General features: G+C 57.6%; 15 protein-coding genes and 1 pseudogene. 10 read left to right on the top strand and 6 right to left on the bottom strand.

Annotated features, from left to right (window positions below; genetic code table 11):
• The first annotated feature begins 122 nt into the window (after positions 1–122).
• Both PQR02_RS29760 and PQR02_RS29765 read left to right on the top strand, forming a co-directional pair.
• The gene (locus PQR02_RS29760; protein ID WP_079482112.1) at positions 123–413 is read left to right on the top strand and encodes a hypothetical protein; all 291 of its coding nucleotides are present in this window, start codon (positions 123–125) and stop codon (positions 411–413) included.
• 38 nt (positions 414–451) lie between these two features.
• Positions 452–802 (top strand): annotated as a pseudogene (locus PQR02_RS29765) (TetR/AcrR family transcriptional regulator); the annotation flags it as partial.
• Positions 803–1531: 729 nt separating this feature from the next.
• Here the strand turns inward: PQR02_RS29765 and PQR02_RS29770 are convergent.
• The 4 genes from PQR02_RS29770 to PQR02_RS29785 all read right to left on the bottom strand — a co-directional run bounded on the left by PQR02_RS29770 (position 1532) and on the right by PQR02_RS29785 (position 4968).
• The gene (locus tag PQR02_RS29770; RefSeq protein WP_408240009.1) at positions 1532–1732 is read right to left on the bottom strand and encodes a hypothetical protein; all 201 of its coding nucleotides are present in this window, start codon (positions 1730–1732) and stop codon (positions 1532–1534) included.
• Positions 1733–1992: 260 nt separating this feature from the next.
• On the bottom strand, positions 1993–2196 hold the full coding sequence (locus PQR02_RS29775) for a cold-shock protein (RefSeq protein ID WP_408240045.1): 204 nt from the start codon (positions 2194–2196) through the stop codon (positions 1993–1995).
• A 285-nt stretch (positions 2197–2481) separates the two neighbouring features.
• Complete coding sequence (locus PQR02_RS29780; RefSeq protein WP_408240012.1) at positions 2482–2859, bottom strand: response regulator; 378 nt, start codon at positions 2857–2859, stop codon at positions 2482–2484.
• 936 nt (positions 2860–3795) lie between these two features.
• A complete protein-coding gene (locus tag PQR02_RS29785; RefSeq protein WP_408240015.1) occupies positions 3796–4968 on the bottom strand; it encodes a hypothetical protein in 1173 nt (390 codons plus the stop codon).
• Positions 4969–5562: 594 nt separating this feature from the next.
• Here PQR02_RS29785 and hfq point away from each other — a divergent pair.
• The 3 genes from hfq to PQR02_RS29800 all read left to right on the top strand — a co-directional run bounded on the left by hfq (position 5563) and on the right by PQR02_RS29800 (position 7299).
• Positions 5563–5808, top strand: coding sequence for an RNA chaperone Hfq (hfq, locus tag PQR02_RS29790; protein ID WP_408240048.1), 246 nt, complete (start codon positions 5563–5565; stop codon positions 5806–5808).
• Positions 5809–6233: 425 nt separating this feature from the next.
• Positions 6234–6437, top strand: coding sequence for a cold-shock protein (locus PQR02_RS29795; protein WP_408240051.1), 204 nt, complete (start codon positions 6234–6236; stop codon positions 6435–6437).
• A 205-nt stretch (positions 6438–6642) separates the two neighbouring features.
• Positions 6643–7299 carry a response regulator transcription factor gene (locus PQR02_RS29800; RefSeq protein ID WP_408240018.1) on the top strand — a complete coding sequence of 219 codons (657 nt, stop codon included), beginning with the start codon at positions 6643–6645 and terminating at the stop codon, positions 7297–7299.
• Between the two features lie 43 nt (positions 7300–7342).
• Here the strand turns inward: PQR02_RS29800 and PQR02_RS29805 are convergent, their stop codons facing one another.
• Positions 7343–7714 carry a response regulator transcription factor gene (locus PQR02_RS29805; RefSeq protein ID WP_408240021.1) on the bottom strand — a complete coding sequence of 124 codons (372 nt, stop codon included), beginning with the start codon at positions 7712–7714 and terminating at the stop codon, positions 7343–7345.
• A 146-nt stretch (positions 7715–7860) separates the two neighbouring features.
• On the bottom strand, positions 7861–9666 hold the full coding sequence (locus PQR02_RS29810) for an ATP-binding protein (RefSeq protein WP_408240024.1): 1806 nt from the start codon (positions 9664–9666) through the stop codon (positions 7861–7863).
• A gap of 491 nt (positions 9667–10157) precedes the next feature.
• On the opposite strand from PQR02_RS29810, the gene PQR02_RS29815 reads away from it, so the two are divergent.
• From PQR02_RS29815 to PQR02_RS29835, 5 genes are all read left to right on the top strand, one after another.
• Positions 10158–10508 (top strand): response regulator, encoded by a 351-nt coding sequence (locus tag PQR02_RS29815; RefSeq protein WP_408240027.1) that lies wholly within the window; start codon positions 10158–10160, stop codon positions 10506–10508.
• 126 nt (positions 10509–10634) lie between these two features.
• Positions 10635–10901: a hypothetical protein gene (locus PQR02_RS29820; RefSeq protein WP_408240030.1), complete on the top strand. Its 267-nt coding sequence runs from the start codon at positions 10635–10637 to the stop codon at positions 10899–10901.
• Positions 10902–10997: 96 nt separating this feature from the next.
• Positions 10998–11261 (top strand): Dabb family protein, encoded by a 264-nt coding sequence (locus tag PQR02_RS29825; RefSeq protein WP_408240033.1) that lies wholly within the window; start codon positions 10998–11000, stop codon positions 11259–11261.
• A 291-nt stretch (positions 11262–11552) separates the two neighbouring features.
• Positions 11553–11759 carry a hypothetical protein gene (locus tag PQR02_RS29830; protein ID WP_408240036.1) on the top strand — a complete coding sequence of 69 codons (207 nt, stop codon included), beginning with the start codon at positions 11553–11555 and terminating at the stop codon, positions 11757–11759.
• A gap of 120 nt (positions 11760–11879) precedes the next feature.
• On the top strand, positions 11880–12497 hold the full coding sequence (locus tag PQR02_RS29835) for a hypothetical protein (protein ID WP_408240039.1): 618 nt from the start codon (positions 11880–11882) through the stop codon (positions 12495–12497).
• The last annotated feature ends 259 nt before the right edge of the window (positions 12498–12756 follow it).

The raw sequence follows: 12756 nt of genomic DNA on the forward strand, positions 1-12756 counted from the left end.
ACGCCCCATGCGGGCCGAAGCGGCGATGCGGCCCAAGTTTTGACACGACCTTGCCAGCTGGCGCAGCTGGACGGGCGCGCCAGCCATGGTCGTTCCTATGGTTCACCAACAGGAGGCAAGCCATGCATACCGTTGTAAGGAGATATTCCGGAAAAGGAGCCAAGGAATTGTTCGACGTGCTGGAACAGCGCACGGCGGATATTGAGGAGCTGATGCGCTCAGTAAAAGGTTTTGTCGGATACACGCTCGTGCGCACTAGCGAGGGTGGCCTCTCGGTGACCGTCTGCCAGGACAAGGCAGGTGTTGACGAGAGCGTTCAAAAAGCGAAGGACTTTGTTGCGAAAAACGCCGGAAGCACCGGTGCGGGCGCACCTGAGGTATTGGAGGGGCCGGTCCTCCTTCACCTGAAGTGACCACGCGTAGGTTTGACGAGGCGTGAGGGCAATATCTCGCACGCTCGCCAAAACAGCGAGAGGCCATTTCCCCGGTGATTAGCTTGTTAAGCGCAACCTTGGCGCGCGGCGCAGCTGCCGGAGAATTCCGGGCCGATGTGGACGCGCTGGATTTCTATGTGACCCCGGTCGGCATGGGCTATTACGTCGTGTCCAATCGGTTCACGCTCAAAGCGTTCGTCGGGCGGGACTACTCGCAGCCAGCTGTCATCGAGGCAGTGTCCGCGATGCATGTCGAGATGCTGCTTTCGTTTTTGAGGCCAGCATCGGCAGCCACACCACTCTATGCTGCGAGCGCTGAAGGCTTCCAGGCAGCGAGCGGGCTCCGTTTGTCGAGGCGCACGCCATAAAGGTTGTGCCTGGGTCGGCAGGGCTTATGCACGTAGTCGACCATAACCATTGGTCGGTGCCCGGTCGGTAACACACTCCGGTGACGGGGAGATTGCCGTCACCGGCGGTCATGCTATCGGTGCCGTGCCGTTCGAGCTTTCGTTGCCGTCGGCCATCATCTCCCCCACGCTTCGCATGCCCTTAGTTTTGACGTGATGGCCGACTAGATGTCGGTCACGCGTCCTTCGCTGATGTCACGGGTAGCGGTCCAGTATGGTTCGCGGTTGTAATAGGTATGGACCGTGGCGCCCCATTTTCATTACCCGGGAACCAGGGGGCGAATAGTCTGGTTGTGACCAAGCGATGACAGCCATAGCTTGACTGGCCAGGGGCGCGCTCGCACGTGCACGCCACAGAGGGGGAGTCAGGTCTGGAAATCGCACAACCTGCCGTCTATAACAATAATCGTGTGACTCTTGCGTCGCAGTGGACCGACCACGTCCGTAGGCGCAAGCTTCATTACGCTCCAAGGACCATTGCGAAGCGTGAGCCTGCGAGCAAACGCTGTTCGCGCCAGGATGCAAATGGCAGTAATTTGCCCAGCCTCCACATGAGCAACGAGACGCCCAAGCGGCCGCCCAGATACAGCGGACGCAGGCGCATCCCCCCGTATCACGGTCGAACTACAACTTTGCTTCGTCGCGCGTCTGGTCGCGACGCATGAATCTTGATTGAGCCCGCTCTTCGCCTCATGCAAACCCAAGCCGCGATAGAAACTCCGTGCCTTTTTCGGTCACGCAGACCTTCAAATGGTCCGATTTATTTGCGAACACCTCCACCAAATTAGCTCGCTGAAGAGCCAATACGTCGGGGTCGGATGGTGCTATGCGTTCAGTGGAGCCGTAGACAACAACTAACTTCGCTATTTCATGGTGGCTGAGAACTTTCATGGTTCGGCATCCGAAAATTCGTGGCAAACCATCGAAGATGGTCGGCTCACGTGATTTGAAATCCCAGAAGATGCTTTGGCCTACTCTCTGTTGTTGGCGTGAGAATTTGTCGCCATTTACTATCTATGCAGCACGAGCCTTGGCATGCGCCACAAACTTCGCATAGAGTCCCCTCCTCGGAGCTCCACCAGAACCATTGGCACAGTTAATCGTGCGTACATGACACCCTGTGGCTACGCGACAGCGAGTGCCCTGAGGTGTCAGATGGGCTGTATGTTGGCCGCCTGTTTACCCTTCGGCCCTTGCTTCACGTCAAAGCTGACCTTCGGGTTTTCTTGCAGCGATTTGAATCCTTTTGCGTGAACCTCGGAGAAGTGCGCAAACAGGTCCTCGCCACCGTCGTCCGGCGCGATAAATCCAAAGCCTTTCACATCGTTAAACCACTTCACTGTACCGGTTGGGATGTGACTGCTCTTCTCTCAAACTGATTGTTCGCAAAACGCGACGATTGTCCGTTGCGCGTTCAACATTTATAACGGGTGGTATCACGGGGAGCCCCCAGGGTTTCCGACAGTTCGGGCTGTACCCGGTCAGGCATCCACTGCGACTATCCGGACAGCGCTGCCTCAAAATACAAAAATGTATCATATGGAGTCCTATCCATATAGATATATCGAAAAGTAGCTGGCTACAATATCGCGACGAGGAATTCGTCGTCCTGTTGGTGGACTGCGGATATGACGAGGGGGCTAGGCTGCCAGAAGACAGCTCGCATTACTGTTGCTCCGCGCGTCTTCGATGACCCGCATGAGCGTTTCCAAAGAGAATGGCTTTTGCAGACACACATCGAAGAGTCGGGCCAACTCTTCATTGCTCTCGCTGTCACCCGTCAAGGCAACAAAGGGCCGAGGGAACTCCGGCCTGTCCAGTAGCGACAGCGCGATGGCACTGCCGTTAATGCCGGGGAGGTTTTCGTCCAGGAGAACGAGTTCGAAAGCGCCGGCATGGAGCAACTCCAGCGCTGTCTCCCCGTCGTGCGCCATCACGGCGTGGTGACCAATGCAGTCGAGCAGGAAAACCAGACTGTCCGCGACGAACTCATTATCGTCTGCGACGAGCACATTCATTCAATATCCTTTATTACGGGAAGTTCGCGGCGCTGCCAAGAATTTTTCTTATGTAATACGATATTATTAAATGGCCTTGCCTGTACGTTAGTTTTGCAGACTAATACCTAAGTATAATCCCGTACCCGCTCAGCAGGCATTTAAATACGCCCGTACGACGCGAAGGAACGCTCTACTCGCGTGTGTCGCACAGTAGTGGAGGCCCCCGTACATGCATTGGCGCGAGTCATGTTCCAGCGCCTGTCGGCACGAAATTGGCCATGCGGCATCGACGCCTACTTGCGGTCTCTTTAGTTGAACCAACTAACTTCAGCCTTGGAAGCGTATAGCAGAGTTGCGCGCAACGTACTCCGTCCTACTCGACCGAAAATGTCCGCAACAGTGGGTACGCGACTTGTGGTACGGGTAGTGGTCTACGCTTTTAGCTCCGCCTGTGATATGGCAAGCTTGTAGGGTCGGGGGCATTGTCACCCTTCTTACTGCATCGGTCCTGCGGTGGGCGCGCTGAAATCGACGGGCGGACGGGGCGAGTGGGCCTCCGTTCTGGTATCGCTCCTGCCGGTCGCGATAGCCGGGGCGTTTGCCGTCATATACGCCCACGCCCGGTCGTTGGCTGACGAGCAGAGCTCAGCATACGAAACGTTGGTCACACTTACAGCAGCTTCCACTACCCTGGCCCTGGCACCAACGTTTATAGTTGTCACCATTGCGACCGTCCTTCTCCTTCACCGGGGCCTGCTGCCACTGGCGGACATGCCGCAAGGACGCATCTTTGAAAAGAAGCCATTGCTGCGGAAAGTGGCTACGGTCTCTTGCTGGTCGTAATTTTCGGGCTCGAGAAAGCGGCTAACCTACTTCACATGGGTGTGCCTGAATTGATGGCCGGGATTAGCGCATTGCTGAAATAGGGGCAGCACTGGCTTGCTCGCGCCTCGCTTAGAAAAGGTTTTGTTGAGTCGTTGGTGTCACCGGTGGCAAACCTTCGCTGGCCAACCCGGCGTCCAGGAGGAACGCGATAACGCTGCGCGGTAGCGCGTGTAAGCGGCGCGACAAGACGGCCGCATAGTCGAGGACCGGTACTGCCGGGTGGCACTCGTCGAAGCTGTCGAGCAACTCCCCGACCATGTCGATTGGAATGTGCAGCCCTGCCTGCACGGACAGAAATCGTAGTTGACTGGCTGAAAGTGTCGGCTTGGCGTTCCATACAAGTCCATAGGCGGTCCGCTGGGAGCCTCCACGGGCAACCACATAGCTCGGCTCATCGATATCCTCAACCAGGGGCACCAAGACGGCGTATTCGACGAGTGCCTGCAGGTAGTAAAAAGCCGCTATCCACGCGTGCGGCTCCTCACGCTCCTCGACATAGTAGCGCTCCAACAGATAGTCGTAGACGTCGGCGAACGCCACCTCAGGAACGGTTGCCGATGCCGCCGCGCTCAAAACCCACCGGCCGTACACATCCGCTTGCCATACACGTCGGTCGACGCCGAACGCTCCCTCCCCTCTGACCTCGATATTGACAGCGTCGGGCCACCGAGAGACCCGCTTTCCCATTTGTTCCTGCAAGACTTCCAGTTGCTCAGCGCGACCCATCTGCCGGTAGAACGCGTTGTCGGCGAATGCCAGCGGCGAAGTCCAGGCTGACAAGTTGTCTGGACGGATTCCCTGAGCCGCGCCGGGTGGCGCATGCCATTCGTCTTCCTTGGGAAGCGCCTGTACAGGGCCTTGGTCCCTGGTGAGCGGGAATATCCAGCTCTTGTTATCGATGCCGTGCAGGAGGTGCTGCCGCAGGTCAGCCCATCCACGCACTCGCGTCGGGTCAGGCAAAACGATTTCGAGCGTGGGCACTTTCAGTCGCTCCAACCTCTCGCGCGACACCGCGCGTGGCAAGCCCGGAATCACTAACTCGATGATGACTTGCCCGTCGGTCGTCTCCGCCAGGAAGTCGACCGGCAAGTGGGCCACCTCGATATCGGCGATGCCGTCTGTCCATTGAACCAGCAAACTGTGAATGCGGTTCGTACCTTCGACGAGCGCGGGCACTTTGGCGAAGCGGCTCTCCATCAGCACGTGCTGCGCAGCCGCACGCAGCGCGTAATGCGCGGCCAACCGACATGTTGAGCGCTGAGCGTGAACGAAGTATGGAAACCCTGTTTTAGGAGCGGTCCGGCGCATTGGCTTCGCGCAAACGACGCAGTAAAATTCGGAACGATTGACGGCGAAAAAATCGCTCGCCGCGGCGACCTTAGCTGCCCGGTCTAGGGCGAAAACGACGTGCGCAGCTCGTGGCATAATGCTTTCCGTTCCGTAAGCACTCCCCAGTTTTAACCTATTTACGTGAAAACCGCCTATCCGCTGGCGGTTTTCACGCTCTAAACCCACTAAATCCGTTGCGAAATGGATACGCCTGAACTGCGTAACCGCACTGTCCGAGGGCCACGCCCCTGACCGGCGATAAAATTCCTTTAGGGTGTTCAGTTTAATTCCTTGGCGGCACGGAGTGCTGTGCGCCAAACGGCGTATGCGACAGGTTCGTTTTCAGTGGAAATCATCAGGAGCGCCCGCAAAGGTCCTGCGGCCCAGGCAAGTCTCTATCTCGACAGGAGCTTTGAAATCTGGATTGTGGAGAGTGCCTCGAGTAGTGGGGCAAAGCTCTCCCCTCTCGCCGGTACAATCGAAGGACCTATCGCTTAGACCTTGAACATGACCGCACGCCCGGACGTACAAGACGATTTCTTGCAGATACTCGTGAACGACAAGACCGCCGTAAACGTATTCCTCGTGAACGGCATCAGACTGAGCGGTCAACTGGCCGCCTTTGACCAATTTGTAGTTCTGCTCGCGTCTGGCTCAGGTTCACAACTTGTTTTCAAACATGCCATTTCGACCGTGATGCCGGTCAATGGCAGGGGCCCAGCACGCGACCGGAGCGGACGCACTGGTGAGTAGTGACAAGTCGAACCACTTGCGAACTCGCGTCCGATGAGAACTGCCATGACATGCTGTGGCATACGCTTGACCTGCGCTTAGCCGCACGACGTCCACCCCGAGAAGTTCAGAAAGGCGCTCGCACTCCGTACTCTTCGAAACGGTAACTCCGGCGCGCCAAAGGGGTCACGTCTCGTTTCGCCACGCCGAGCGGCCTGACCACCCGACTGGAAGTAGTCGTCACTGACGTTGGGCTCTCGCACAGACGGTTAAAGTCGCGGGGTGACCTGATTTCGGTTTCGCGCTACGGTCTCGACACTTTCGGAAGCAAGGCGTAGCGCCCCTGGTTGTCGGCTGTCATTTTCCCGTGGTACAAAGAAAGTGTCGCGTTCGGCCGTTCCGCTGAACGTGACAACAAGACAAAACTTTTTGGAAGATTCAGGAAAATGGCAACAGGTACAGTAAAGTGGTTCAACGATGCAAAGGGCTTCGGATTCATCACGCAGGACGGCGGCGGGGAAGACCTGTTTGCACATTTTTCCGAAATCCAGGGAAATGGCTTCAAATCCCTGCAGGAAAACCAGAAAGTGAGCTTCGAGGTCAAGCAAGGGCCGAAGGGCAAGCAGGCCGCAAATATCCAGCCGCTCTGAACACGCTCACTTCATGCCGCACTCGACGACGCTTGATTCATCCCCGCTCTGCGCACGCCTGCGTACTGAAATTGACTTGTCGCCCGGATACCGTGCAGTTTCCGGCGCTGTCCGGCAATGGTGGAGTACCCACTCCGCTGTGATGTGATGCGACCGCGTTCCGGCGTCGCGAGGTTCACAGATGACTGCTGGTCCGACCCACCGAATGACGACTGGAACCGCAGGAGCCGACGGTCCGGTCATCTATGTCGTCGATGACGACAAGGGAATCCGGCAGGCCCTTGACACGCTTATGCGCTCAGTAGGCTTGCGCGTCGAAACGTTCGAGTCCCCGGACGAATTTCTCCGGTTTCCTCACTCCGCCGGGCCGAGTTGCCTCATTCTCGACGTACGGCTCCGCGGGAAAAGCGGCATGGCTTTTCACCAGGAAATCGTCAATAGCGGCATGCGCATTCCCGTCGTATTCATGACCGGTCATGGAGACATGGAGATGGGGGTGAAGGCGATGAAGGCCGGCGCGCTGGACTTCCTTGCCAAGCCGTTCAAGGAACAGGACATGCTCGACGCAGTGGCTCAGGCCCTGGCGCGGGACAGCGAGCGGCTCACGGCAGAAACTGCGTTAGCCGGTCTGCGCGCTTTGTACCAATCCCTTTCACCACGCGAGAAAGAGGTGATGGGCTTTGTGCTGTCCGGTCTGCAGAACAAGCAGATTGCCTCTGAGATGAACCTGAGCGAAATCACGGTCAAGGTCCACCGTGGACAGGTGATGCGCAAGATGAAGGCGCGCTCGATGCCGGACCTCGTCCGCAAGGCCGAATCCCTTGGTATCGAGCCCCGTTTGCCCCACGGCGGTCACCACTGAGCGCCGTCGTGCATTAAAACTTCTGCACAGCGTCGATGATTCGCTAGGAATTTCCGAGAGCGACCGAGAGCCAGTGAGTCAAAGTAGCGGCCTGGTAAGGCTTCTGCAGCAAGACAAGTGCGCCGTTACTCACCGCTTTTGCCTGCAATGCCGGGGTCGGATATGCGCTGATAAAGATGGTGGCCGGGGTATGTCCCTGGGCATGCAGGCGCTCATGTATCTCGATACCCGACATCCCGGGCATGCGGATGTCGGAAATCAGGCAGGCGGTATGGGCGGCCTGCCCGGACGAAAGAAATTCTTCTGCCGACTCATACATGCGCGCGTGCCAGCCAAGCGACCGGATGAGGCTGCCTAACGCAACACGGACGGCTGAATCATCGTCGACAATCGAAACGACTGGCGTAATGTGCAAAATGGGGCCCCTCGATTATTCTCTCTCGGGATGACGTGTGGTCGGTGCCAACGCCTCTCCTGATTAGCAGATTACTTCACAACGGCGTTCAGTGCCATCGCACGACTGCATATGTGAACCGAACCATGTGCGTCGGTCGACCTGTATTACTTTCGTACCTCCTCCTGCGTCATGGCTGGCGGAAGACTGAACGAGAATGTCGCACCGCCGTCAGGATTATTGGAGGCCCAGATTTGCCCACGGTGGGCTTCGACAATAGAACTGGAAATAGCCAGCCCCATTCCCATGCCGGAACTGCGTGTCGTAAAGAACGGTTCAAAGAGTTGCGGAAGATTGGCCTCCTGGATGCCAGCCCCCGAGTCCTTTATTGCCACGACAACATTACCTTCAGGGTCAAGGCGGGACTGGACGATAAGTTCGCGCCTGCCGCTGACGCTCGCCATCGACTGCAGACCGTTGATGATTAAATTGACGAGCACCTGCTGGAGCTGCACCCGGTCGCCCAGTATCGGCGGCAGCCCGCTGGCAAGACGACGTGTCAGCAAGCCACCCTGGCGCTCAATATCCCGCGTGATTACAGCAATCGCCTCCTCGACCACGTCGTTGATTGCAATCGGGGCCCGGTCCGGCGGCGCCCCCTTCATGAGCGCCCTCACACGTTGCACGATTTCTGCAGCTCGATTTCCCTGGTCCGTCATCTGGCTCACGCAGCTCTCGATTTCCTCCATGTTCGGAGGCTGGCGATGCAGCCAGCGCAGACATGCTTCACCGTTCGTTACGATGGCGGAAAGGGGCTGCCCCACTTCATGGGCAATTGATGCACTCAGCTCACCAAGCGCCGTTACCCGGCTTACGCGTTCCAGTTCGCTTTGCGCATGCCGCAACCGTTCCTCTGTTTGCTTCGCCCCCGTCACGTCCATCACGGCCCCGATGAGCAGCCTGTTGTTTGGCTGGTCGTTGGTTGCGTGTGCAACCACACGGAGGTGCTTGATGCGTCCGTCAGGAAAAAGCAGACGATGCTCGATGTCGAAGTCGGCACTGGAACCGCTCGCCTGTGCAAGTAACTCCTCGAGCACGCGTATATCCTCTGGATGCATCCGCTGCCTGACGAGTTCGATGGTGGGCGCCACAGCCGGGTCGTATTCGAAGATAGAGAAACTCTGCTCGGACCAGAAGACCTCGCCGCTCGAGAAATTCCAGCCAAAACTGCCGGTCCTGCTTAGCTTCTGCGCTTCCGCGAAGTACTGCGCCTGACTCTTTCGAAGCAGGTCCTCGGCGCGCCTGCGCTGCGTGATGTCATTGTTGGTTTCAAGCGTGGCCAACGGGTTTCCCGCGCCGTCGCGCTGCAGGGCCCAGCGGCTCGTCACGATTATCTCGGTGCCATCCCGCTTCGTGTGAATTAGCTCGCCCTCCCACTGGCCGTCGCGAAGAAAAATCTGCTGGAGCTGGTCGCGAGGCAGCGGGAACACCGACCTCAGAAGTTCGTCGATGAACTTCCCCATCGCCTCTTCCTTCTTCCATCCATAGAGCGACTCTGCTGCCTGATTCCAGTACGTAATGACGTCATTTTTATCGCGCACAATGATGATGTCGTGTGTCAGCTCCAGCAGCTGTGCCTGCGCGCGCTGCGTCTTTTCAATGCGGCCAATCCGCCTGACAAGGGTGGTGATGGCGAGTGACGTGACGAGAAAGGCAACAAGGGCGAAGGAATCCTGGGGTTTGCTGATGTGAAAGCTATCGATGGGTGCCGTGAAAAAATAGCTGAGCAGCGCGGCGCCGACAACCGAGAAAATGACCGATGAGATGAAGCTGTCCAGCAGGGACAGGAGAACAACGGCAACCAGTAGCAGGAAGCCAGCGGTGCTCTCTTCCTGGTCCAGAAGGACACAGGCTGCAGTAACGGCTCCGAGCGCGATACAGCCTCCAAGCCACAATGTCGCCAGGTACCGCAAGCTTCTGCTTTCATGTGAAGAACCTAGTGGCCGCACAAAACGTCTCCCCTTTGCGTAACTGCACCAGCCGCTTGCATCGGTCTCCGGATAATAGCCGGCGCTTTCGACTTCTCCGACTGTTCGGTTCTTATTCCCGCATTAATTAAAGAATGAAAAAATCTACCGGGCGAACCCACAAGCGCTGTATCGGTCCGATACGCGGAGCGCTTTTGCCTGTTTGTTGCAGTATGACACCGCTCGATAAGTCCCCTCACCGCGGTTATACGCTCGTATAAGCGAGTTACGCTAACGCGGCGTCGGCATATCCAACCGTAGAGTAGACTCGCCCTTCGCCAAAGCCTACTGTTGTCTCAACGAGACAGCGCTCGCCGTGATGACAGCGCAAAGCTCGGCAAGTCAGCGGGCATTGAACCTCTGCAACGCGCGCGAGCAACGGAATAGCCGTTGCCGGCAAACAGAGAAGTGAAAACCCATCGCTTTGGGGCCGGGTCATGGTGACGGTATTACTGGTCGACGACGACATGAACCTGCTTCAGGCGCTTGAGACGTTGGTCTGCGGGGAAGGTTACGAGGTTATGACTGCGTCGAACGGGGATGAGGCACGGCAGGCAGCACGCCGAAGGCGCCCAGACATCGTGGTTTCTGATTTCATGATGCCGGTCATGGACGGTCTCGCCCTCATCGGTGCGCTCAAGGCCGAGCCTGCGTTCGCAACTATTCCTGTCCTTCTGAACTCAGCGGTGGCGACACCGCCGCCCCACCTGCGGGTGTCGGCGTTTCTCAGAAAGCCATTTGCAGCCTCGCGCCTGCTCGAACTGCTTCGGCTGCACAGTTCACGGTAGGGTTCAATCGCCGTGACCGGTCACGTCGATACGCCGGCAATGGAAAGGCATAACTCACTCGTGAAGCATCGCCTGAGGGCTGAGTGTCTCAGGGTGCGCTTCGCATCTGGCCACAGGAGGTCCGAAATGAAACTAGAAGCCGCGATGTTTGCGCGACTGCGTCGTCTCGCCCCGGTTCTCGATGACGTGCTCAGCGCAGGCGAGGTCGAGCACGCAGACCAGGCCGTTGGCCTCGAGTCGCTTGCCCAGCTTTGCTCACAACTGTTCGATGCGTACCATTGTCAACACCCGCGCGAGATTGCGCAAGCGCGACTCGACGCCTTCGAGTCGCAGCGACGCACTAGCTCTGAACCGACCCGCAGCTCCGGGTATTCCACGTCAGGTTCCTGCTGAACTACCTCCCCGTGTTTGCGGTCGACAATTACGCTCGGCCGGACTGTCCCTCTGTGTAGCGACCCGAGAGGAAGCAGATGATTTAAGCACATCGTGATGTGGGACCTCCGTGGAGAGTCAGCCAGGGAACGGAAGGATGCAGCTGCAGGTCAGGCGCATATTTTGAGGGCAGGCGCGGCCGAATCCCGGGCCTGCGATATCTTGAGGTCGGAGTCCGACGTTAGTCGAGTGGACTATGCCTGCGATGTCGTTCTCTACTCCGAATTCAAGTCCATGGATGCGCAGGACCAGTATGCCCACCATCCGGTGCACCTACAGGCGAGAACAGAGTTGCAAGGGGTCCGCATCGCGTCGTCATAGTTATGGAAGGATATTCACCCCATCATGTCTAGCAAGTCGCGAACCCGAAACCACACCCGACCTGCCACGTCACCGCTGCTCCGAGCGCTTACGTTCAGTCGGGCTGCACAAGAGCCCGTAAAGCAAACAATGCTTTTGCAGTGCTACGCAGGGTTAGACGCGTTCTGGCGAGGTCATGGCTCGCGCGCGCTGTTTACGACTTTAGGCCGACGGTTACTCGTTGCCGAAGAGCTGTGTCGACTCGGATACCATCGAGACGAAATTGAGTGCATACAATGGGCGCACGCGGCGATGCTGCATACCGACGTTGCGGAGAAAGAAGGCGGCGTATGGCTAATGAGCGATGTCGACTATGCACGGTTATGCCGGGCGTTCGAAACCTTTGGCCGCCAGTTGTCAGTAGCATCGCTTGGTGGTATCGCCAAGGCCGAAGCAAGAACGGTGGAAGGCTTGCTCAAAGCCGAGCAAACTCTCGCCCTCGCAGGAGCGTCGGCGTAGCGGCCAAGGTCTGCTCGACAAACTCACCTCAGGAGCTGCCGGCAAACATTTGACGAAAAGCATCACGGCATCGACACCGGCTTGGGTAGTCCATCGTACCAACCGTTTCGAAGCGCGCGAATGAAAATTACTGCGAGCGATGAGGAGAGCGACATGCGACAACTTGCGGCGGCCGCGGCCCTGTTGATACTTCTGTCTGCCCGCAGCGCCGGTGCGGCGCCTCCAATAGCGGCGACATACGAACTTGGCGCCATGGACGAAAAGACGTGTGCTGCGTTCCGGCGCGATGCCGTCCCCCAGAGCGTCAATACAGCACAATTCATCGACGCCCATATCGAGCCCGTTTCTGCCGCAGAAGAGGTCTATCTGACTGCAGCAAATTCCGCATTTAGACTGTCTCCGAATCCGGGTCGCTTTTCGCTACTTGCTTCGCGGCCAGCTTTCAGCGCGTGGCAGCTGCATACCTCACTCAAGTCCCTTGTGCAGTCGCTGAAAGCGATTGACGTGGTGCCGCCAGGAGAAAACCTGGAGGCTCATCGGGCGAAAAGCGCGACCTTCGCACTGCTCGCAGTGGAGCAAATAACCGCGATGTTCGATGCGTACGCGCGCTATGACAGCGCACGCAAACCGCCCTTCATGACTGAAGCAACAGTGGAGACCGCCTCGGTGTCCCTTGCGAACATGGAGCCGGCTCTCGCGTTATTTGTGAGCTGCACGGTCGATGCAATAAAGAAATAGAGTCAGTCAGCGTTGGGCATTAGCTGCGGAAAATGTTTTGACGATGGGATGCAGGCCCATTGCAAGGCTGCTTGCCGTCGCGCACGCTACATAGCGGTTCGTCGATGCGAAATCGGTCATACGTTAAAATGTATTCGCATTGCAGTGATTCGAGGCATTGCATCGCTCTTCTGGTCTGACATTCCCTAACTTCCACCTGGATTTACATGAAACCCGTTTTCAAGAAGACTCTTGCCGTCCTCATCGTAGCCGCGTTCGC

Source organism: Paraburkholderia sediminicola, assembly GCF_046026895.1.
GTDB classification, from domain to species: domain Bacteria; phylum Pseudomonadota; class Gammaproteobacteria; order Burkholderiales; family Burkholderiaceae; genus Paraburkholderia; species Paraburkholderia sediminicola_C.

What these genes read in the sequence shown, in the direction of transcription:
- PQR02_RS29780 (WP_408240012.1), bottom strand. Translation starts at nt 2,859, where the DNA reads ATGAATGTGCTCGTCGCAGACGATAATGAGTTCGTCGCGGACAGTCTG.
- PQR02_RS29830 (WP_408240036.1), top strand. Translation starts at nt 11,553, where the DNA reads ATGCTGCATACCGACGTTGCGGAGAAAGAAGGCGGCGTATGGCTAATG.
- PQR02_RS29770 (WP_408240009.1), bottom strand. Translation starts at nt 1,732, where the DNA reads ATGAAAGTTCTCAGCCACCATGAAATAGCGAAGTTAGTTGTTGTCTAC.
- PQR02_RS29815 (WP_408240027.1), top strand. Translation starts at nt 10,158, where the DNA reads ATGGTGACGGTATTACTGGTCGACGACGACATGAACCTGCTTCAGGCG.
- PQR02_RS29820 (WP_408240030.1), top strand. Translation starts at nt 10,635, where the DNA reads ATGAAACTAGAAGCCGCGATGTTTGCGCGACTGCGTCGTCTCGCCCCG.
- PQR02_RS29795 (WP_408240051.1), top strand. Translation starts at nt 6,234, where the DNA reads ATGGCAACAGGTACAGTAAAGTGGTTCAACGATGCAAAGGGCTTCGGA.
- PQR02_RS29760 (WP_079482112.1), top strand. Translation starts at nt 123, where the DNA reads ATGCATACCGTTGTAAGGAGATATTCCGGAAAAGGAGCCAAGGAATTG.
- PQR02_RS29835 (WP_408240039.1), top strand. Translation starts at nt 11,880, where the DNA reads ATGAAAATTACTGCGAGCGATGAGGAGAGCGACATGCGACAACTTGCG.
- PQR02_RS29800 (WP_408240018.1), top strand. Translation starts at nt 6,643, where the DNA reads ATGACGACTGGAACCGCAGGAGCCGACGGTCCGGTCATCTATGTCGTC.
- PQR02_RS29825 (WP_408240033.1), top strand. Translation starts at nt 10,998, where the DNA reads ATGTGGGACCTCCGTGGAGAGTCAGCCAGGGAACGGAAGGATGCAGCT.
- hfq (WP_408240048.1), top strand. Translation starts at nt 5,563, where the DNA reads ATGACCGCACGCCCGGACGTACAAGACGATTTCTTGCAGATACTCGTG.